15 protein-coding genes are annotated in these 20336 nt (G+C 52.6%); 11 read left to right on the top strand and 4 right to left on the bottom strand.

The annotated features are described in order from the left end of the window. Positions 1–6: 6 nt before the first annotated feature. The 3 genes from fldB to ACFODX_RS06090 all read left to right on the top strand — a co-directional run bounded on the left by fldB (position 7) and on the right by ACFODX_RS06090 (position 3090). Positions 7–543, top strand: coding sequence for a flavodoxin FldB (gene fldB / locus ACFODX_RS06100; RefSeq protein ID WP_378117129.1), 537 nt, complete (start codon positions 7–9; stop codon positions 541–543). Next, complete coding sequence (gene mnmC, locus ACFODX_RS06095) at positions 540–2579, top strand: bifunctional tRNA (5-methylaminomethyl-2-thiouridine)(34)-methyltransferase MnmD/FAD-dependent 5-carboxymethylaminomethyl-2-thiouridine(34) oxidoreductase MnmC (RefSeq protein WP_378117127.1); 2040 nt, start codon at positions 540–542, stop codon at positions 2577–2579. The genes fldB and mnmC overlap by 4 nt, the downstream gene beginning before the upstream one ends. Before the next feature lie 61 nt (positions 2580–2640). Further along, positions 2641–3090 carry a late competence development ComFB family protein gene (locus tag ACFODX_RS06090; RefSeq protein ID WP_378117125.1) on the top strand — a complete coding sequence of 150 codons (450 nt, stop codon included), beginning with the start codon at positions 2641–2643 and terminating at the stop codon, positions 3088–3090. A 31-nt stretch (positions 3091–3121) separates the two neighbouring features. On the opposite strand, the gene ACFODX_RS06085 is transcribed toward ACFODX_RS06090, so the two are convergent. After that, positions 3122–3742: a DUF502 domain-containing protein gene (locus ACFODX_RS06085; RefSeq protein WP_378117123.1), complete on the bottom strand. Its 621-nt coding sequence runs from the start codon at positions 3740–3742 to the stop codon at positions 3122–3124. Between the two features lie 37 nt (positions 3743–3779). Here ACFODX_RS06085 and ACFODX_RS06080 point away from each other — a divergent pair, with 37 nt between their 5' ends. The 5 genes from ACFODX_RS06080 to ACFODX_RS06060 all read left to right on the top strand — a co-directional run bounded on the left by ACFODX_RS06080 (position 3780) and on the right by ACFODX_RS06060 (position 11323). Further along, entirely contained in the window at positions 3780–4598 is an 819-nt protein-coding gene (locus ACFODX_RS06080; protein ID WP_378117121.1) for a glutaminyl-peptide cyclotransferase, read from the top strand. Between the two features lie 198 nt (positions 4599–4796). Continuing rightward, complete coding sequence (locus ACFODX_RS06075; protein ID WP_378117119.1) at positions 4797–6503, top strand: DUF5666 domain-containing protein; 1707 nt, start codon at positions 4797–4799, stop codon at positions 6501–6503. A 139-nt stretch (positions 6504–6642) separates the two neighbouring features. Beyond that, the gene (locus ACFODX_RS06070) at positions 6643–7575 is read left to right on the top strand and encodes a DUF6502 family protein (RefSeq protein WP_378117117.1); all 933 of its coding nucleotides are present in this window, start codon (positions 6643–6645) and stop codon (positions 7573–7575) included. Continuing rightward, positions 7572–9065, top strand: a complete 1494-nt coding sequence (locus ACFODX_RS06065) for a DUF5666 domain-containing protein (protein WP_378117115.1) — start codon at positions 7572–7574, stop codon at positions 9063–9065. The genes ACFODX_RS06070 and ACFODX_RS06065 overlap by 4 nt, the downstream gene beginning before the upstream one ends. A 290-nt stretch (positions 9066–9355) precedes the next feature. Next, positions 9356–11323, top strand: coding sequence for a hypothetical protein (locus ACFODX_RS06060; RefSeq protein ID WP_378117113.1), 1968 nt, complete (start codon positions 9356–9358; stop codon positions 11321–11323). 61 nt (positions 11324–11384) lie between these two features. On the opposite strand, the gene ACFODX_RS06055 is transcribed toward ACFODX_RS06060, so the two are convergent. Both ACFODX_RS06055 and ACFODX_RS06050 read right to left on the bottom strand, forming a co-directional pair. Continuing rightward, positions 11385–12203 carry an SDR family oxidoreductase gene (locus ACFODX_RS06055; RefSeq protein ID WP_378117111.1) on the bottom strand — a complete coding sequence of 273 codons (819 nt, stop codon included), beginning with the start codon at positions 12201–12203 and terminating at the stop codon, positions 11385–11387. 31 nt (positions 12204–12234) lie between these two features. Next, entirely contained in the window at positions 12235–13029 is a 795-nt protein-coding gene (locus tag ACFODX_RS06050) for an enoyl-CoA hydratase (RefSeq protein WP_378117109.1), read from the bottom strand. Between the two features lie 178 nt (positions 13030–13207). Here ACFODX_RS06050 and argS point away from each other — a divergent pair, with 178 nt between their 5' ends. Beyond that, the gene (argS, locus tag ACFODX_RS06045; protein ID WP_378117107.1) at positions 13208–14947 is read left to right on the top strand and encodes an arginine--tRNA ligase; all 1740 of its coding nucleotides are present in this window, start codon (positions 13208–13210) and stop codon (positions 14945–14947) included. Positions 14948–15198: 251 nt separating this feature from the next. Then, a complete protein-coding gene (locus tag ACFODX_RS06040; protein WP_378117105.1) occupies positions 15199–16785 on the top strand; it encodes a GDSL-type esterase/lipase family protein in 1587 nt (528 codons plus the stop codon). 13 nt (positions 16786–16798) lie between these two features. On the opposite strand, the gene ACFODX_RS06035 is transcribed toward ACFODX_RS06040, so the two are convergent. Further along, complete coding sequence (locus ACFODX_RS06035) at positions 16799–17842, bottom strand: linear amide C-N hydrolase (RefSeq protein WP_378117103.1); 1044 nt, start codon at positions 17840–17842, stop codon at positions 16799–16801. Between the two features lie 302 nt (positions 17843–18144). Between ACFODX_RS06035 and ACFODX_RS06030 the strand changes: the two genes are divergently transcribed. Next, a complete protein-coding gene (locus tag ACFODX_RS06030; protein WP_378117101.1) occupies positions 18145–20322 on the top strand; it encodes a methyl-accepting chemotaxis protein in 2178 nt (725 codons plus the stop codon). Positions 20323–20336 lie beyond the last annotated feature (14 nt).

Below are 20336 nucleotides of genomic sequence, written 5' to 3'. Positions count from 1 at the left end.
ATTTTTATGAGTGAACCCAAAACCATCGGCCTGTTTTACGGCAGCTCCACCTGCTACACCGAAATGGCAGGCGAAAAAATCCGCAAGGTTTTGCAACAATTGCAAGCGGAAGACTGCGTGGATTTTTTTAACATCGCCGACACCCCCATAGTGCAAACCCAATTTTACGATTACCTGATTTTTGGTATTCCCACCTGGGACTACGGCGAATTGCAGGAGCATTGGGAAGAAATTTGGGACGAGCTGGATGAGCTGGATTTTTCCGGGAAAAAAATTGCCATCTACGGCTTGGGCGATCAGGTGGGTTACCCCGAATGGTTTTTGGATGCCATGGGTTATTTGCACAGCAAACTAGTGCATCGCGGTGCAACACCCTGCGGTTATTGGCCGCGCGCCGGTTACGAATTTGAAGGCTCCAAAGCGCTCACGCCCGACGGCAATTATTTTGTGGGCCTGGCGCTGGATGAGGAAAATGAATTTCATTTGAGTGAAGCGCGCATCAACGCTTGGTGCAACCAAATAGTGCGCGAGTTTGGCCTGTGAGTGAACCCATCCATCACGCCCAACTGGAGTGGGATGAACAAGGCCAGCCACTGTCCAGCGAATTCGGCGATGTGTATTTCTCGCGCGCCAATGGCCTTGAAGAAACCCGCCACGTATTCCTGCAACACAACCACCTACCAGAGCGCTGGCAAACACTGGCAGCAGATGACAAATTCACCATTGCCGAAACCGGTTTTGGCTCTGGCTTGAATTTTTTAGCAGCCTGGGAATTGTGGCTGCAAACCGCACCGGAAACGGCGCAATTGCATTTTGTGACGGTGGAAAAATTCCCCCTTAATAAACAGGATTTGCAGCGCGCACTTGCACTCTGGCCAAGCCTTGCAGATCTGGCGGCGCAACTTATCGCCGCGTACCCGGTATTTGTTGGCACCGGCATTCATCGCCTGAAGTTTATGGGCGGGCGCATTAACCTCACCCTGGTGATTAACGATGCTGCCCTTGGTTTTAAACAATTACTCGCCAGCACCCACCCACTATTTGCCGACCGGAGCGCCAAAGTAGACGCCTGGTTTCTGGATGGTTTTGCCCCCAGTAAAAATCCACAAATGTGGAGCGATGAGTTATTTATCGCCATCGCCCAACTCAGCAAACCGGGTACAACCGCCGCTACCTTCAGCGCCGCGGGCATAGTGAAACAAGGTTTAAAACTCGCCGGCTTTACCATCCAAAAAGTACCGGGGTTTGGGCGCAAGCGGGAGATGCTAAAAGCCGAGCAAACCCAGGCATTTGTTACACCCGTTTCCGAATTGGCGCTGATGCGCAGTTACTCGCCTTTTCCGGTGCCCTGGACGATTTACGAATACCAAATACCTGCGCGCAAAACCGCAGTGATTATCGGCGGTGGTTTGGCCGGCTGTACCAGCGCCCGCGCACTGGCTGAACGCGGTTGGCAAGTCACACTGGTTGAGCGACACACACAGCTCGCGCAGGAAGCGTCTGGCAACCCGCAGGGTGTGCTCTACGCCAAGCTCTCGCACAAACAGGAAGCCCAAGCCGAATTTAATTTAAGTGCACTGCAATTTGCGCAGGGGTTTTATCAATTGCGCTGGCCAACCATTGGCGCGCGCTGCGGTGTGCTGCAGCTCGCACACACGGAATCTGAACAGCAATTGCATGAGCACTTGCGCGCACGTTTTGTGCACGCCAGCCCGCTGGTGGAGTTCGTGTCCGCTGAGCAAGCGAGTGAGATTGCGCGTGTACCGCTGCAACACGCCGGTTTGTATTTCCCCCAAGCCGGCTGGATTAATCCGCGCCGTTTGTGCGAGCAACTGGTGGATCACCCTGCTATCCAGGTAATCAATCACACACAGGTCATGCAACTGGAGCGCGAGCAAGACCAGTGGCAAGTTTGCACTGCCGAAGGTGAGCTAATCGCCCAAGCCGCCATTGCCATTATCGCCAATGCGCGCGATGCCAGGGTGTTTGCGCAAACGCAGGATTTGCCGATTAAATCCATTCGCGGGCAAATCACTTACCTGCCTGCCACCACGGCAAGCCAAGCACTGGCGACAGTTATTTGCAGCGAAGGATATATAGCCCCCGCAGAGCAAAACCTGCACTGCACAGGCGCCACGTTTAATTTGCACGATGAAGACACCCGGTTGCGCGCGGCAGACCATCAAACCAATCTGGATAACCTGCACAGGCCGTTGGCGAGTATTTACGGGGATTGGCAACCATTGGCGGCAGATCAGTTACAGGGTCGCGTCGCCTTTCGCTGCAGCCTGCCGGATTATTTACCGCTGGTTGGCCCGGTGGCTGACGCTAATGCCATGCAGGAAAGGTTTGCCGCCCTGCGCAAAAATGCGCGTGCTCCGGTGCATTTGCCGGGTTGTTATCACCCCGGGTTATTCATCAACATCGGCCATGGTTCACGCGGTTTGGCCTATACACCACTGTGTGCAGAACTCCTTGCCGCGCACATCAATAACGAAATCCCACCCATGCCGCGCGACCTGGCGAATGCCCTGAATCCGGCGCGCTTCCTGATTCGGAAACTGATTAAGAATAAGTGAGTCAGGCGCCCGCTGGATCAGAGTCTATACTCTCAAACATCCCAACAAGAGAGGTAACACCATGCTAACCAGCCGCCCTTATATTTTGGAAGATGAAGTGGATTTCCTGCACAACTACTACGAGCGTTTAGTGGTGCAGGAGGTATACGACCAGAGTGAGCGGGTTCAGCAAGGCGACCGGGATTTTCTGGCAGATGTTGCCTGTGTTGCTTTAAACCGTTTACCGCCGCGCTACATTCGCCACGATGTGGATATGACCTTTTTTATGTCCCCACAAGACATGGTAGAAATTGCCAACAAGGTTTCCCAAGCAGTGAAAGATGCGCTGCATTATGTAGAGAGCCGCGAGCGCGGCGAAGAAGTGCGTTTGCCCTCGGTGGATGTCTCCCTGATTTCCACCCGCGGCGATAAACCCGCTAAAGCCAGCAAAACCGCCGCGCCAGAAAAAAGCGAATCCCCCAAACCTGCCAAGGCACCTGCAAAAACAAAAACACCGAAGAAAAAGACCTAACTGCAATCAGCGATATGATTACGTAGGACTGTTAACGGTTTGGCGGGATTTCGGAAATGATGTGGGAGCCGCTACCGCAGGCAATCACCGTGCGCATGGCGGCCTCCACGCTCACATGCGGCAGCAAATCCACACAGTCACTGGATAGGTGATACACAAACCCCGAGGTAGGAATGGGAGCGGTGGGCGCATAAACCGTGACATCACCATTGGCGTGTTTGGCGGTGATAATAGCGGTCACTGATACACCCGCAGCGCGCCCCATAATATAGGCGCGGCAGACATCCCCCTTGAGCAGCGAGGTATTGCCCTCCCCACCCAATAATTGCGACACCACCTCGCGGATAGTTTTATAACCAGGGGCAAGGCGTGTCAGCCATTCATCCATCACATCATGCAGCCAACCACCCACATTGGTTTTGATAAATAAACCAATCACAAAACAACCGCTGAGCAGCAATAACACCCCCAGCACATCGGCTGCATAATTGGTAAATGCGGTTTGCTCCACCAGCCAATGACTGAGTGGTTGAATTAAATCGCGCACCGCGCCTAACAGCCATTCCACCAACCAAATAAAAATGGCGATAGGCAGTATCACCATAAAACCACCCAGCAGCGTAATACTGACAAACGAGCGCAAACGCTTCATGATTGAAACCCTTGTAAACAGCCAGCGATAATTAAACGTGAACACACTGATTTTAAAAAAACTGATCTTAAAAAAAATGTTCTGCGCACTATTGTGCACCAGCCTGCTCTGCATAGCGACCAGCAGCCTTGCTGCGCCCAGCCTGGAATTTGAAGTAATTGCCGAGCGCAGCCACAAAACCAGCTTATTTACCCAAGGCCTGTTGGTGGATGGCAACCAGTTTTATGAAAGCAGCGGGCTTTACGGTAAATCGCTACTGGTGAGCTACCCTGTTGCTGAACCCCAAGGCAGTACCTGGGCCAAAATCTCTGCGCCCTTTACGCGCAAAACTGCCCTTCCCCCCCAGTATTTTGCCGAGGGTTTGACACTGCTAAACAACCAGCTCTACCTGCTCACCTGGAAGGAGCAAACCCTGCTGGTGTATGACAAAACAAACTTCACCCTGCAGCAGCAATTTAGTTATCAAGGCGAAGGCTGGGGGTTGACGACAGATGGTAAACAACTGATCCGCAGCGATGGCAGCGACCGGCTGTTTTTCCACCGCGCCGAGGACTTTTCCATCGCCCGCGAATTACACATTACTGACGATGGCAAACCGGTCAACCAACTCAATGAACTCGAATACGCGCAGGGATTTATTTGGGCTAACGTCTGGTATCAGGATCGCGTCCTGAAAATCGATCCCGCCAACGGCAAAGTGCTGGGCGAGCTTAACCTGCAAGCACTCAAACAATCACTGGCACTGACCAACAGCGAACAGGTACTCAACGGCATAGCTTGGGACGAACAGCAACAGGGCTTTTGGATAACCGGCAAACTCTGGCCAAGACTGTTTTTGCTGCGTATCGCCCAGTAACCCCTCGCGCCACTCCAACCAATACCACTCGCAACACCCGCCCCAACCCGGCGGGTGTTGTCGTTTCTGGCCGGCAATAAATGTCACTGAATCTATTAAATTTTGACTTTCCTCACATTAATTTCCATAATTGGTAAATAATATACCAAATATGGAAATTAACTGATCCAACAGGCATCTATTAACGAGGTATCAACCATGAAATACACAAAACTCTCTCCCTTGATGATCAGCCTATTGCTCGCTGCCTGCGGTGGCGGCGGTGGTGGTGATAGCAGCACGCCCGCAGCGAACAACGGCAGCAGCAGCGCACCGGCAGCCGCTAAAACAGAAGTTACCCAAGGTATGGTGACTGGCTTTGGCAGTGTGATTGTTAACGGCGTGCACTACGACGTGGGCAGCGCCGCTATCGATGTGGACGGTAAATCGCTGGTTGAGTCAGACCTGAAAGTGGGCCAGATAGTGCGTATCACCGGCACCCTCAATGCCGATGGCAAAACCGGCAAGGCGACCAAACTGGAAGGTGAAACCCAATTGGTTGGCCCAATCACCAGCATCGACCTGGACGCGGGTGTACTGGTAGCCCTCGGCCAAACCATACTGCTGACAGCAGATACTTTCTATGACGACGACATGACCGCAAGCCAACTCAAGGTGGGCGATATCATTGAAGTCAGCAGCTACCTGAATAGCGAAGGTGTGATGGTCGCTACCCGCATCGATTGGGAAGATGACGACGACAGCTTCCAACTCTCCGGGGTTATCAGCGCGCTGGACACGCTGAACAAAACCTTTGTTATCAACGGCACCCTGGTGGATTACAGCAATGCCACCCTCGCCGCCCTGCGCGGTGCCGTTTTGGAGGATGGACTTAAACTGCGTGTTACCGGCGATTACAACGGCGATGTGTTTACCGCCCGCGGCAACCTGCACCCCAGCCATCTGGGCTTTAAACGCAGCGATGATTTTGATGACGATGACGACCTTGAGATCAAACTGAGTGGCCCGGTTGCTGATTTGATCCCGGGGGTGAGCTTTACCATTAACGGTGTTCTGGTGCTGATCAACGGCAATACCGACTTTGAGGATGGCACTGCCGCAGATTTGGTTGACGGTGTAATGGTAGAAATTGAAGCCCAACTGGATGCCAACCAAAATCTGGTTGCAGAAGAAATTGAACTCAACTACCGCGCCAAAATCAGTAGCAAAGGTTTGTTAGAGTCTGTGGATTTGACTGCCAACACCCTGGTCGTCAACGGTATGGTGTTTGAGGTAACGGAAGACACCAGCTTTAATGATCGCAGCCGTGAAAAAGTGCGCTTCTTTGATATTCAGGATTTGCGCACTGGCGACACCCTGCACCTGCGCGGGTACACCATTGCCGCTACTGCCACCACAGCGGAGCGTCACATCGCCAGCCGCATCGAGCGCCACAATCCACACGCTTTTGGCAACGATGACTGGAAGCTGGAAATTGAAGGCCTGGTGGAAGCCGTGGGTTTGAACTCCATCACCGTAGAAGGGCAAGTTATCCAAATTTCGCCGCTGACCCGCATTGAGGGTTTTAGAAATATGGATCTGTTCCTGGCTGCCGCCCTGGGTCGCGAAGTAGAAGTGCGCGCACTGACCCAAAACGGTGTAGCAACGGCAATCAGAATCGAGTTGGAAGACGAAGATGATGATGATGATGGCAATGACGACGACAATCACGATGACAATGAAACTAGCAGCTCGAGCAGCAGTTCATCGAGCAGCCAAGCCTCTTCCAGCAGTGAAGCCAGTGAAAGCGAAAGCAGTAGTTCCAGTAGCCAGGCATCTGAAAGCAGTGAGAACAGTGAGAGCAGTGAGAGCAGCAGCGGGGACGACGATGGTGAAACATCCAGTTCCAGCAGCTTAAGTAATTAATTCAGATACTTAACGGCTACACCTTTCCCTCTGCGTTTGCACCTGCGGCGCAGAGGGTTTTTTCCATCTGATTCTGGTAGATTTCGCAGCCCTGATGTTACACACCATCAACACCTAAACATTTATTCGCGATCAGATTATGACTACACCGAAAGACACAGCCCTCTCCGCGTGTCGGCAACTGATGGAGCCGATCATCGGGATACTGCTGCGCAACGGTGTGACTCACAAAGATCTGGCGCTCATCTGCAAACAACTCTACGTACAAGTTGCCACCGATGAATTTGGTATTCGCGGGCGCGACACCAACCTCTCCCGCGTTGCCATGCTCACCGGCATCGACCGCAAGGAAGTCGCGCGCATTAAAGAGGCCATGCAAGACAATCAAGAAAGCGAACAGAGCCAGCAGCATCAGGATCGCCTGACAAGGCTGCTCTCCGCCTGGCATCAGGACCCGGAATTTTGTACCCCGGAACAACAGCCCAAAGCATTGGCCATCGACGGCGAACAGCAGAGTTTTTCGCAATTGGTACGCCGCTACGGAGGCGATTTTCCAGCCAGCGCCCTACTCAAAGAATTAAAACGCGTGGGTGTGGTCGAAACCCTGGCCGATGACAAAGTGATGGCAACCAAACGCTACTTTGTGCCCGATCAATCTGACCCTGCAGCGCTACTGCGCGCAGGCAGCGTGCTGCAGGATATTGGCAATACCCTGCATCACAACATTTACAAAGCGAACCCGCAAAAAACAACAGCGCGCACGCCGGCACCACTGCGTGCGCAGCAGGCGTTGCGATTTGAGCGGCGCGCCAGCAACAGCCGTATGCCGCTGGCTACAGCAGCAGAATTTCAACAGTTTGTAGAGCAAGAGGGCCAAGCCTTTTTAGAGCGCATCGACGCCTGGCTTAGCCAACACGAACAAGCCGACCTGACCGATGCAACGCCGCACTGGCGCTTGGGGGTTGGCACCTATTTATTTAGCAATCTCATTGAACCGGAAGCACCCAACCCTGGCCCCAACCCGGGCGAAGCCAGCCAAGGTGACACCGGCGATGACGGAGAGCAGCAATGATCATTGGTTTTTTGAATTTACCGCGCCCACTCATCCCCTTGGCGGTCGCTTTATTGCTGGCCAGCTGTGGCGGCTCGGGTGGCTCACAAACAGCCGGAATAGATGGCAGCGGTGCACCGGTTGCCAGTAATACCAGCGGCACCATTGATGGTTTTGGCAGCGTGATTGTGAACGGCGTGAAATACGAATCCAACACCGCAGAAATTTTGGTCAACGGCCAGCGTGCCAGTGAAAATGACTTGCGTGTTGGCTATCAAGTCAGTGTTACCGGCAATAACAACAATGGCCGCAGCATCGCCCAAAAAATTGAATTTATCCCCAGTGTGGTGGGTGAAATCACCGCGTTATTAACGGCGGAAAAACAAATACTTGTGTTGGGCAAAACGATTCAGGTAACGAATAACACTGTGTTTGATGCCAGCATCAAACCCGCTTCCCTTGCCGGGCTAAGTGTGGGGCAAACTATTTTAGTCAGCGGTGCCATTGCGCCAGACGGCAGCATCAGCGCTACCCGCATTGAACGCTCAAACAGCACCAACCTGCAAATCAGCGGGCAAGTTGCCAATCTCACCAGTAGCAGTTTCAGTGTCAATGGCACCACAGTGGTTTATACCAATGCCCAATTAATTAACCTGAACCGCGAGCGTTTGATCAATGGCGCGCGTGTGGCTGCCATTGGCATCATGCAAGACAACCAGTTACAGGCATCCACAGTGATTGGTTTGAATAAAAACCTCGCCCGCGATTTTGCATCTGCCGACATCGAAGGTTTTATCACCCGCTTTGTTTCTGCCACCGACTTTGATGTGGACGGCGTCAGCGCAACGACTACCAATCAAACCCGCTATGAAAAAGGCAGCCCGGCTGATTTACGCCTGGGAGTAAAAATAGAAGTGGAAGGTAGCATCAATGCCAGCGGCGTGTTGGTTGCCAGCGAAGTGGAATTTGAACAGACGAGCAACAACAAAATCAGCGGCACAGTGACCGCCATTACGCTCGGCAATAACACTGGCATTATCAGCGGCGCACTGGAGGTGGATGGCACCCGCGTTATTACCACCAAACAAACCCGCTATGAGGACAAACAATTTAACCTGCGCCCATTCAATTTGAGCAGCCTCACTCGCGGTGATCTGGTAGAAGTTAGCGGTTATTCAACTGCAGAAGGTTTTATCGCCACCAAAATTGAGCGCCGTGAAGTGGAGGATGAAGAGGCCGAAACACGCGAGCTGGAAGGCACTGTAAGCGCACTGGGTGCGGATTATCTTGTGCTCTTTGGCCGCCGTATTTATCTCACAGAAAATACCCGCATCACTGGCGACAGTGGTGAAACCATTAGCCTCAGCAATTTCCTGTTACTGGCACTCAACCAACAAATTGAATTAGAGGTTGAATCACGTGATGGCGAATTTTACGCACTGGAAATTGAACTGGAGTTGGAAGACAGCGATGAGGCGCAGACCGCTAACAATAATGCCAAGCAGGATTAATGAATCGCGGCCGATCACTCCCAAACTTCTATCCTCCAAACACCTGTGATCACATCCAAACATCGCTAAAGCCCCCTCACCGCGTGGGAGATTTTTAGCCACTGTTATCCGCTATCCACTCCCACCAAGGCACTTCAAACCAAGTGCCTTTTTTGTAACATTTTGTTATCCAGTTAGCTGCGTCAACTATCGTGCCTTGCAGCACACCCTTGGGTTCCCGATAATCGCGCCGCCGCCAAAACCCTCGGTTTTTGGCTATTTATCAGGAAGTGTTTAAAAGGAATCCACTCATGAAAGTTTCAACCCTGACCATCGCGCTCTTCTCCAGCGCACTACTCCTCGCCTGTGGTGGCGGTAGTGGTGGCAGCAGTAAACCCTCAAGCTCATCCAGTTCTGTTGCAAGCAGCATAAGTTCATCCAGCTCATCATCCTCCGCGGTGACCACCTATTCACTCAGCGGAAGTGTGAGCGGTTTGGATGGCAGCCTGAAGTTGCAAGCAGGTAATCAACAAAGCCTGACCATTTCGCAAAATGGTACCTTCAGTTTTACCAACCCTATTGCTGCCGGAACTCAAATTAGCCTCAGCCTGAGCGATACCCCCTTTCGCCAACAATGCGCCATCAACAGTGCAACTTCATTCACCCTGCAAAACAATGTCACCAATATCAGTGTGAGTTGTACACCGCTGGGTGTATTGACCGGAAATGTCAGTAGTTACCACACGGGCTCGCCCATTAATCAAGCTTACGTGACAGTCACCGCGGTAAATGCTGAAGGCGAAACCCTGATGAGTGCCAGCGCGAGAACCAATGAAACAGGTGCTTTCCGCATCGAGGGATTGGGCATTGCGGAGCGTTTTGTGCTCAACGCATGGGGCGAAGGTTTTGCGACGCGCAGCGAGGTTTTTGCTAACTCCGCTGAGCAGCCCAATGTGGATCGCTCTGCGCTGGTGTTGCAAGCCAACTACAGCACCGGTTTTTCCGCCAGCTCGGCAGCCAATCTGGCTGTAGACGGGCAGACTCTGGTGGAATTGCCAGCCAATGCCTTTGTCACTGCCAACGGTAGCCCTGCCAGCGGCACCATTACACCGGCGCTGACAATTATTGACCCCTCAGGGGATGCCGGGGTGATGCCAGGCAACTATGAAGTGCGCAACCCGGAAACCGGTGCGATTAGTTTGATGGAATCCTTTGGCGCTATAGATGCCAGCTTCCGCGATGCGAATGGCAATTTATTGCAGTTGGCGCCGGGTGTGAGTGCGACTATTTCCATCCCGGTTGCCAGCCGCATTAATGAGGCCACCGCGCCAAACTCCGTGCCCCTGTTTTATTTTGATGAAACCAGCGGCTATTGGGTGCAGGAAGGTGAAGCCACCTTGGTAGAAGTGGATGGCCAATACGTCTATCGCGGTACAGTCACCCATTTCACCACCTGGAACGCAGACCGTATTTATGAAACGGTAAACCTGCGCGGCTGTGTGCGCGATGCTGCCAACAGCCCCCTGGCTAACGTGCGAATTGTGGCGAGTGGTCGCGACTACATCGGCCAAAGTACTGCCTATAGCGATGCCAATGGCACCTTTGTGATTCCGGTGCGCCGTTCATCTTCGCTGTTGCTTACGTCTATTTCCGGCTCGCAAAGTGACACCATCGCCACCCTGTCCGGCACTCAGGACAGCGAAGTAACCAACTGCCTGCAGCTCGCTGAAAGTTCGGCAACCATTACCCTGACCTGGGGTGAAAACCCGGAAGATCTGGATTCACACTGGTTTGTGCCACACCCCACCACCGCTGATGAATACGAAATTTACTTTGGCAATAAAACTGAAGAAGTGAATGGCGTGGTGTTTGATCTGGATGTTGATGACATCACCAGCTTTGGCCCCGAGGTAGTGACCGTGCCTGACTTTCCCCATGCGGGCACTTATCGCTATGTGGTTAAGTTGTACAGCGGCTCGGGCACCATCGCCAGTTCACCGGCACGGGTGGAGTTAAACCTGCGCGGCAATATTCACGTCTTCTCGCCAGCACAAGCCAGCGGCGACCAAAGCGACAGACACTGGCATGTGTTTAATATTCAAGTAGATGCCCAAGGCAACACCAGCCTGGTAACCGTTCAGGAATTTACCGACAGTGAAGAACCTGCAGCGGCGCTCCTCAGGTCTTCGCGCCTGCCGAGCCTGAAAACGGGCAGTGACGACGGCCTGAACACAACACCAGCCAGCAAGCGCAAAGAAACCAAGCACTACACCCACTAAAAACGCGAACCACTCCCCGGCAACCTTCTGCTGCTGTTGCTAACAGCAGCTCCTCACAAGGTTAGTCCGGGGATTTTTTTAACAGCTCTGCCAAGCCCGCACCCACCATAGCCGCCCCGCCTTGCGCCCAGCCGCCGTCCACCGGAATCACTGCACCACTAATGTAGCTGGCAAAATCCGAGGCCAAAAATAAACAGGCGTGAGCTATATCATCGGTACTACCCATGCGCTGCAAGGGTACGGACTTCACCACCGCCGCGCGGATTTTTTCAGTGGGCGCCAAGCGCTTCATGCCCTCGGTGTTATCAATAGGGCCGGGAATAATCGAGTTAATCCGCACGCCTTCAGCACCCCACTCCAAACACAGGGTGCGGGTGATCATATCCACCCCTGCTTTGGCTGCGCACACATGGCTCTGCCCCGCCATAGGCAGTTCGGCCTGGGGCGCAGAGATGTTGATAATGGATGCACCCGGTTTTTTCAGGTGCGGGTAAATCGCCTGCATCACATGGAATGTGCCGAGCAAATCAATCTCAATGACCGAGCGAAAACCATTGGGCGACATACCCATCGCCAGCGCCGGGAAATTGCCCGCCGCGCCGGAGACCACCACATCCAATTTGCCCCAGTCGGCGGCGATGGCATCAATACCGGTTTTTATCGCCTCCACCTCGCGCACGTCCGCCGCAAAACCGCGTGCGTCGGCCGCACCACAGGCCTTTAGCGACTGCACCGTATCATCGACTTTTTCTGGCGAGCGGCTCACCACCGCAACCTTGGCGCCGGCTTTGGCAAAAGTCTCGGCAATGCCGCGATTAATACCGCTGGTGCCGCCCACTACCAATACATTTTTGTTGCTGAAATCAAAGCTGAAGTTCATAGCAAATCCTGTTTAACAAGGTGATGGGCGATTAAAAGCGTGAAAAATCCGGTGCGCGTTTTTCAAAAAAAGCAGTAACCGATTCTTTGCACTCGTCAGACGCCAAACCCTCGGCAAAGCCGGCGTATTCCGCCGTTAGGCAGGCCTCTATCGCCGCTTGGGTGCCGGCGCGCAACAACGCTTTACTGCGCTGCACCGCACCCGGTGGCTGCTGCGCCAAACGGGTAATTTTGTTGCGCGCATATTCACTCAACTCATCCCAGGGCACGGCTTTGGTGACTATGCCCATGGCCTCGGCCTCGGCGCCGCTAAAGGCCTCGCCCAACAGAAAAATCTCCGCCGCTTTTTGTTGCCCCACCAAACGCGGCACCAAATAACTGCTGGCGTATTCAGGGCATAAACCCAAATTCACAAAGGGCATTTGCAGGCGCGCATCATCGGCGGCATAGACCAAATCACAATGCAGCAACAAGGTGGTGCCAATACCGACTGCATGGCCGCGCACTACCGCCACCACGGGCTTTTTGCACTGGCGCAGCGCATCAATAAAACGCACCACTGGATGATTCGGGTGAATCTCCGGCTCGTTCATAAAATCCATCAAATCGTTGCCGGCAGTAAAAAATTCGTCAGTGCCGGTCAATACAATCACCCGCACCTGCGGCGCAGCATCGGCGCGGCGAATTAAATCCGCCAAGGCCGAATACATGGCCAGTGTCAGTGCATTTTTACGTTCAGGGCGATTGAGGCTCAGGGTGTAAACCCGCTCATCCAAACGAGCAACTACCTGCGGACAGGGGCTATTAAGAAGATTATCGTTAGTCATTGTGGCGTCCTGTAAAAACCGAAAGGGAGCGATTAACGCGCGCGATTACTAGGTTAAAAATGAGTATAGCCAAGGGTGCCTGTGCCGCCTGCAAAAGCCACAAAAGATGGCAAGCCCTCCGGCTGGCGAGTACAATTCCCGCCCTTCATTCTTTAGCCTCTAGCGACTGCCCAACTTTATGAATATCCGCGAATTTCTGAACCAAAAAGTCCTTTCTGCCATGGCCGCTGTGGGTGTGCCAGCTGACCTGCCCGCCTTGATTGCCCCCGGTAAAAAAGCCGGTTTTGGCGATTACCAAGCCAACTGCGCCATGGGCGCCGCCAAAGCCATGGGCACCAACCCGCGCGAGCTAGCGGCCAAGATTGTGGCGGCTCTGGAATTGGATAGCATTGCTGAGAAAGTGGAAATCGCCGGCCCAGGTTTTATCAATATCGACTTAAATCCGGTCTGGTTGGGTGAACAAATCGCCAAGGCGCAGAGCGATGCTCGCCTGCAGGTTGAGCAGGTTGCCGAGGCGCAGAATATTGTGATCGACTATTCCGGCCCCAACCTCGCCAAAGAAATGCACGTGGGCCATTTGCGTTCCACCATTATTGGCGACTCACTCGCCCGTCTGCTGGAATTCCAGGGCCACAATGTAATCCGCCAAAACCACGTGGGCGATTGGGGCACACAATTTGGAATGCTGATCGCGGAGCTGGAAGAACAACTCGGCGCCAAAGGCGACGAGGCTATGGCACTTAAGGATTTGGAAGTCTTCTACCAGCAAGCCAAAAAACATTTTGATGATGACGAAGCCTTCGCCAACAAAGCGCGCGACTATGTAGTGCGCCTGCAAGGTGGCGATGAAAAAATGCTGAAGCTGTGGCAGCAATTCAAAGATATTTCCCTGCACCACTCCACCGAAATTTACCAGCAACTCAATGTCACCTTAAAAGACAGCGACGTGCGCGGTGAAAGCTTTTACAACAATGACCTGGCACCGCTGGTAAAAGAATTACAGAAGCAAGGCCTCGCCGTAGAAAGCGATGGCGCCCAGGTGGTGTTCCTGCAAGAACTGGCCGACAAAGAAGGCAATCCATCGCCCGTTATCATTCAAAAACAAGGCGGTGGTTTTTTGTATGCCACCACCGATTTGGCCGCGCTGCGCTATCGCGTAAATACTCTTAATGCCAAACGCATTATGTATTTTATTGATGCGCGCCAATCGCTGCACATGCAACAAGTATTCACACTTTCTCGCAAAGCAAAGTTTGTGGATGAATCCGTAAGCCTTGAGCATTTGGCCTTTGGCACCATGATGGGCAGCGATGGCAAACCCTTTAAAACCCGCACCGGCGGCACCGTAAAACTCGCCGAGTTATTGACTGAAGCCGTTGAGCGCGCAACAGCCTTGGTGAGCGAAAAGAACCCGGAATTAACCGCTGACGAGGTTGCGGAAATTGGCCGCAAGGTGGGCATTGGCTCGGTGAAATACGCCGACTTGTGTAAAACCCGCACTAACGATTATGTATTTAGCTGGGAGTCCATGCTCAGCTTTGAAGGCAATACCGCGCCCTATTTGCAATACGCCTACACCCGTGTGCAAAGTATTTTCCGCAAAGCTGGCGTATCGCCCGAGTCACTCAGCGCGGCGATTTTAATTGGCACTGAGCAAGAAAAAACTCTCGCCATTAAATTACTGCAATTTAGCGAAGTGCTGGATCAAGTCGCGCGTGAAGCCATGCCACATTTGCTCTGCACTTATTTGTATGAAATTGCCAGTTTGTACATGAGCTTCTACGAAGCCTGCCCGATTCTTAAAGACGGCATTGCCCCTGAACTGCGCGACAGCCGTTTGCGTTTGTGCCATTTGGTTGCAAAAACTATCGCACAAGGTTTGGATTTGTTGGGCATTGAGGTGATGGAGCGGATGTGATCTTTTGGAGTGCGCTAACAAGCACTTTGTCACCGTTTACCAACAGGATTTTCGTTTCGAAAACGCATAAATACATCCCTGTAGCTCCGTCAAGTCGTCCCTGACTTGACGGTTTCGAAACGAAAATCCTGTCGGAAAACTAACTGTATCGCTAGTATGAAAATCTAAAAAATTAAAAAAACGTAGTGTTATTCGGTCAGATTTACCTCGTTATTAATAACGATAACGAATCCACGCAACTGGAGGTAAAGATGAACACAACAAAATCCCTGCTATTGGTTTCACTGTTAAGTAGCAGTTTGCTATTGGCAGCCTGCCAATCTCTGTCATCCGGCAGCCAAATAAGTGGCATCGCCTTTGATAAAAAGCCACTCGCTAACGCCCAAATAACGCTTATAGATTCACGCGGCACCCAACTGCATACACTTACCGACGCCGAAGGCAAATACAGTTTTTTGCGCACTGATTTACACGCGCCGCTGCTGGTGTCAGTGGTGAGCGGTGGCGAGGCAAAAGACTGCAGTCAAAACGCCAAGTTGCGCCCGATTTGTATGGCCGCAGTGATTGAAAAAACCGCCCCTAAACAAATCGCCAATATCAACCCACTTACAGATCGCATCGCTTCCGACATCGCTGTTGCGCAGGGTTTTATTGGCCCGCAGCAATGGGTGGATACAGCAAAGATTACCGCGCTTGACCCAGCGCTTATGGCTCAGGCGCGCCGTGAAATGCAACAGGGTTTTGCGCAGGCATTGCAATTAGCGGGCGTAAAAAACACTGCGGACTTTGACCCGGCCACCTACCCTATTCAGCGCAATGCACAGTTGGTAGAGATGCTCAGCCTGCTTAACCACAACCGCAATTACGATAACAACAGCGGGCAAACCGGCCATACCACCTTGAGTGATGTAGGTTTTCGCCCGCTGGTAGGTTTAATGAACACTGGCGCCTATGAGCCTTTTGATTTTGCTCGCGCACGCGCTGAACACAAAGCAATTCAAAGCGCAGCAGTGCGGATTTTTGTGGTGGGCGATTCCACCTCGGCGGTGTATGAGCAATTGCGCTTTCCGCGCATGGGTTGGGCGCAAATGTTGGAGCGGGAATTTAACACTGATGCCAAAGTAAAAGTGATTGTGGGTTCGCGCGCTGGCCGCAGCTCGCGGGATTTTTATAACGGCCGCTGGTTTGCACAAATGGAACCCCTGATCCAACCGGGTGATTACGTTTTTATAAACCATGGTCACAACGATCAAAGTTGCGATGCAGCCCGCGCCGAGCGCGGCCTTGCCGATGTAAAAAACCTTTGCACTTACCCCAATGACGGCGAAGGAAATGTGCAACACCCTGCGGGTAAACCCGAATTATCTTTATATAACTCACTGGCGAGATATATCAATATTGCGCGCGCCCGCGGCGCAAACCCGATTATTTTCACCCCCACGGCGCGCATAAAAAACGCAAAGGGTGAGCAGACAACACCGGTCGTCAATAGCCATGTCACCCAACATAAACCCGGCAGCAATTACGCCTTTGTGGGCGACTACAAACAAACCATTAAGGATTTGGCGCGCGCAGAAAATTTGCCGTTAATCGATCTGGCAAGCGCAAGCGAAGCATTTGCCAATCAAGTGGGCGACCCGGGCTGGAAAAGTTATTGGCTGGTGGTAGATAAAAGCATCAACCCTTATTACACCGATACTATGGGTGGCAGCACCCAGTTGCCGGACGGCACCCACTTTCAACAAAAAGGTGCCGAGGCAATGACCAGGTTGGTCGTCAACGCCATTCGCGAGCAACCGGAACTTGGCGACTTGGCCCGGTTGCTAGGCGGTAATTAAAAAAATATAAAAATCACAAACCGGCAAACTCAAACGGCTCAGACGGTTTGAACTGGGCCAGAGCATTGCCGGTGTAAATTTCATGGTTGGCCATGCTTAATTTTTTTACCGCCGCGCCCGCGCGAAAATCTGCTTGTTTGATATCCACCCAAAAAGTATTGGGGGTAAGCGCGTTTTCAAAGTAATAAACGCGATTTTTATGATCGGCCACTGTGCGCCAACGGGTGGATGAAATATTGGGCTCCTGCGGCGAGGAAATACCAAAAGGCACTGAGGCATTGCGGATAACACTGAACATGCTGGCCAGCGCCAAGCGCGAATCGCTGGTTTGGGGAATTGCGTTCACATAAAAAGAGGCGCGCACAAAACGGTCGGCGGCGCGATTGGTGCCCGGCAGCATCACGGTGCCACCAATGTCGCGCCAATATTCGTTGAGCGCCAATTGTTTTTCAAAAATCGGCGAGTTGGTCATCACCTGGTAAGACATGTCGTGATGGATCACCAATTTACCTTCGATATATTCCAGGATGGCATTGTCGCCTTTGGCATCCGACAGCGATAAGTGCAAGGTTGCAAAACGATCGGTGCCGGGAATATTGGCCGAAACCACCACAAACGGCTCTTTGCGCAGGGCTTTTACCGCTTCCTCCACCGTGGCGTAATTATCCAACACATACTGGACCCAGGCCGCCACGGTTAACCCTTTTTTGCGCCCATCGAACTCCGGGTATTGGGATTCCGCTAACCACAACAGGTTGGCAACCAAACCCTGTTCATTCATACCGTCAGAACTGCCAACCCCAAAAGAGCTGGTGACTATGCTGCCGTAGCGCGATGTCCAGCGAATGGAGTTTTCGCCCACCATGCCGTTGCGCTGCATCCCTTTGGGAAAGAGCCATAAGTCAGCGGGGATCTCATCGCGCCAGTCCATAGAGCGGGCGGTAATAATGGTTTGCTCTGGCCCCTGATATACCACCCGGGTACAGGCCATCACACTGGATACCTGTAAACCCAGAATGGTAACGGCTACCACTGCAATGCGATAAAACAACTTCATAGCTACTCCTTTGCGCCACGCGCATTAATCATCAGATAAAAATTATCTATATCAATACCTGCACCAAAAATGCTCACTATTATTTTTTGTGCACCATAAAAAACATCAAACAGCACTTAATTGGTGCTCACAGCTGGAATTAGCCTGCGAAAAAATGATTTTTGCGCCACTGGCGTAGTTTTCGCATTGTCCAACCAAAACGAATTACGTTTTCAAGATCAAAGCGGATTTCTATTAATCCAGTACCACTACCTAATTCAGTGCCAACAAAAATGCCAATACCACTCCTACAGCAGCAGACGATGAACTTGACCACACAACACTCACGCGGCGCCTATTTCGGCCTACAAAGTCAACTTATGCCACTCTCGCCCGCTGAACGCAGCTGGCTGCCCTGGTTTGGCAAAACCGGCAAACTCGCTATGGGTTGGGCCTGCTGGGTGAACAGGCATCGCTACCCGGTGATGGAGCAGGCATTTGAGAGTATCGCCAACACCCGGATGAAGTTGTTACAGCAATGGGTGAAACGCCAGTGGGCGCAGCTGGAATCCTGCCGCAGCCAGTTGCAGGCGCTTGATGATGACTATAGTCAAATCCTGAGCAAAAACTATACAAGCATGGCGGATGTGACCGAGCTGTTTGTGGTTAATGCCGCAGGCAAAACCTTGGACTCCACCTGCAAAGCGCGCATCGGCCTGCAGGATCTGGACAACAAAGCGCTGAATCTGGGCCTGCAACAAGCCTTTTTGCATGGCCCCTACAAAGACCCACAAACCCTGGCAATTGGTAAACGCAGCTCGGCCTTCCACGATCAAGTCACTTTGATGTTTTACCTGCCGCTCAGCCTGAGCGATGGCAGCAAGGGCTGTTTGTGCGCGCGCATTCCCAACGATGTACTGGGCGATTTGATCCAGCGCGAGGCGGGGCACATTTTTAATGAATCCGGCGATAACTATCTGTTTATGGTGAAACCGGTGTTTGACCCTTCCATAAAGCCGGGCACTGCACTCTCCCGCTCGCGGTTTGAAGACAGCACCTTCTCCCACGGTGAAAACCTCAGCTCGGGGGTTCATACCAATTGGGGCACGGTAAAAATCCAGCAGCACACCGAATTTGAAATTCGTTTTACCGACCCGGCCACGAATCAACTACACCCCGGTGTGCGCGAAACCATTCGCAAAGGCAGCAATTTGTTTGTGACCTACCCCGGTTATTCCGACTATCGCCATATTCCGGTGGTGGGCAAAGGCGTGACCTTCAGCCTGCAGGGTTCACCGGATACCTGGGGCATGATGTGTGAAGCGGATCTGGAAGAAACCTATCGCCACCGCTCGCTCGGTTTTAAATTGATGAGTATTTACAGCGCCTGTGTCGGCACCGGGGTTGCGGCTCATCTGGCACTGAGTGCTTTCACCAGTCTGCCCTACCTGCTTATTAATCTGTTGACGCTGCTGGTATTCACCCTGGGTGGCGTTGTTTTTTACCAGCGTGGACCGCGCAAGTTGGCGCGTCGCCTGGGCAAAATGACTGAGGTAATCCACGCCATTGCCGAGGGCGGCGGCAATTTGCAGCAGCGTCTGGACACCCAAAAACTGGCCTATGACGAGACTGGCGATTTGGGGCGCTGGACCAATAGTTTTATCGATAATCTGGATCATATTGTCGGTGAAGTTATTCGCGCGGCAGATGAAGTGATGAAAAACAGTGACCGCCTGTTAAACCACAACAGTCAGGCCAATGATTCATCCAGCTCAGTATCTCTCTCGATGGATAAGATGCTGGTATTGGTGAGCGAGCAATTGCAGGAAATCAGCAATGCATCGGGCACCGCCACAGAAATGAAGCAAATGATGGAGCAAGTGGTAGAACAGGCGCGCAGCCAGTTTGAATCTGTGCGCACTGGCACCCAAGGCATTCGCGACGTGGTGGATAACTCGGCGCGGACTATTCACACCCTGAACGCACGCACCGCTGAAATTGGCAACATGATCTCGCTAATCAGCGATATCACCAGCCAAACCAACCTGCTTGCACTGAATGCCGCGATTGAAGCCGCGCGCGCCGGGGAACATGGCCGCGGTTTTTCGGTGGTGGCCGATGAAGTGCGCAGTTTGGCAGCGAGAACGGCAGGTGTGGCGCAGGAAATTGGCGAGAAGATTGAGGCTATTCGCAGCGAATCCCAACGCGCGGCGGCCTATATGGAAACCAGTGTCGCCGAAGTGGATCGCAGTTTGCGCTTGGCGGAAGAAGCTTCTACCGACAACAAGCCATTGCACGACATAGTGGAGCGTATGTTCGACATCATTCATCACATAGACCACAACAGCCAGCAGCACGGCGAGCAGGTGCATGAGCTAAGTAGTGCCAACAACACCATGAGTAAAGTCGTGCGCGCTTTGCAAACCAGCTCTGATCGCCTGAAGAATACAGCAACCAAGTTGCACCAGCTGGCAGGCGAATTTCAGGTTAGCTCCCGCTAAATATGGCGAGCTGC

Source organism: Cellvibrio fontiphilus (assembly GCF_042646205.1).
GTDB classification, from domain to species: Bacteria; Pseudomonadota; Gammaproteobacteria; order Pseudomonadales; family Cellvibrionaceae; genus Cellvibrio; species Cellvibrio fontiphilus_A.
This window is presented reverse-complemented; position numbering and strand designations above follow the sequence as displayed.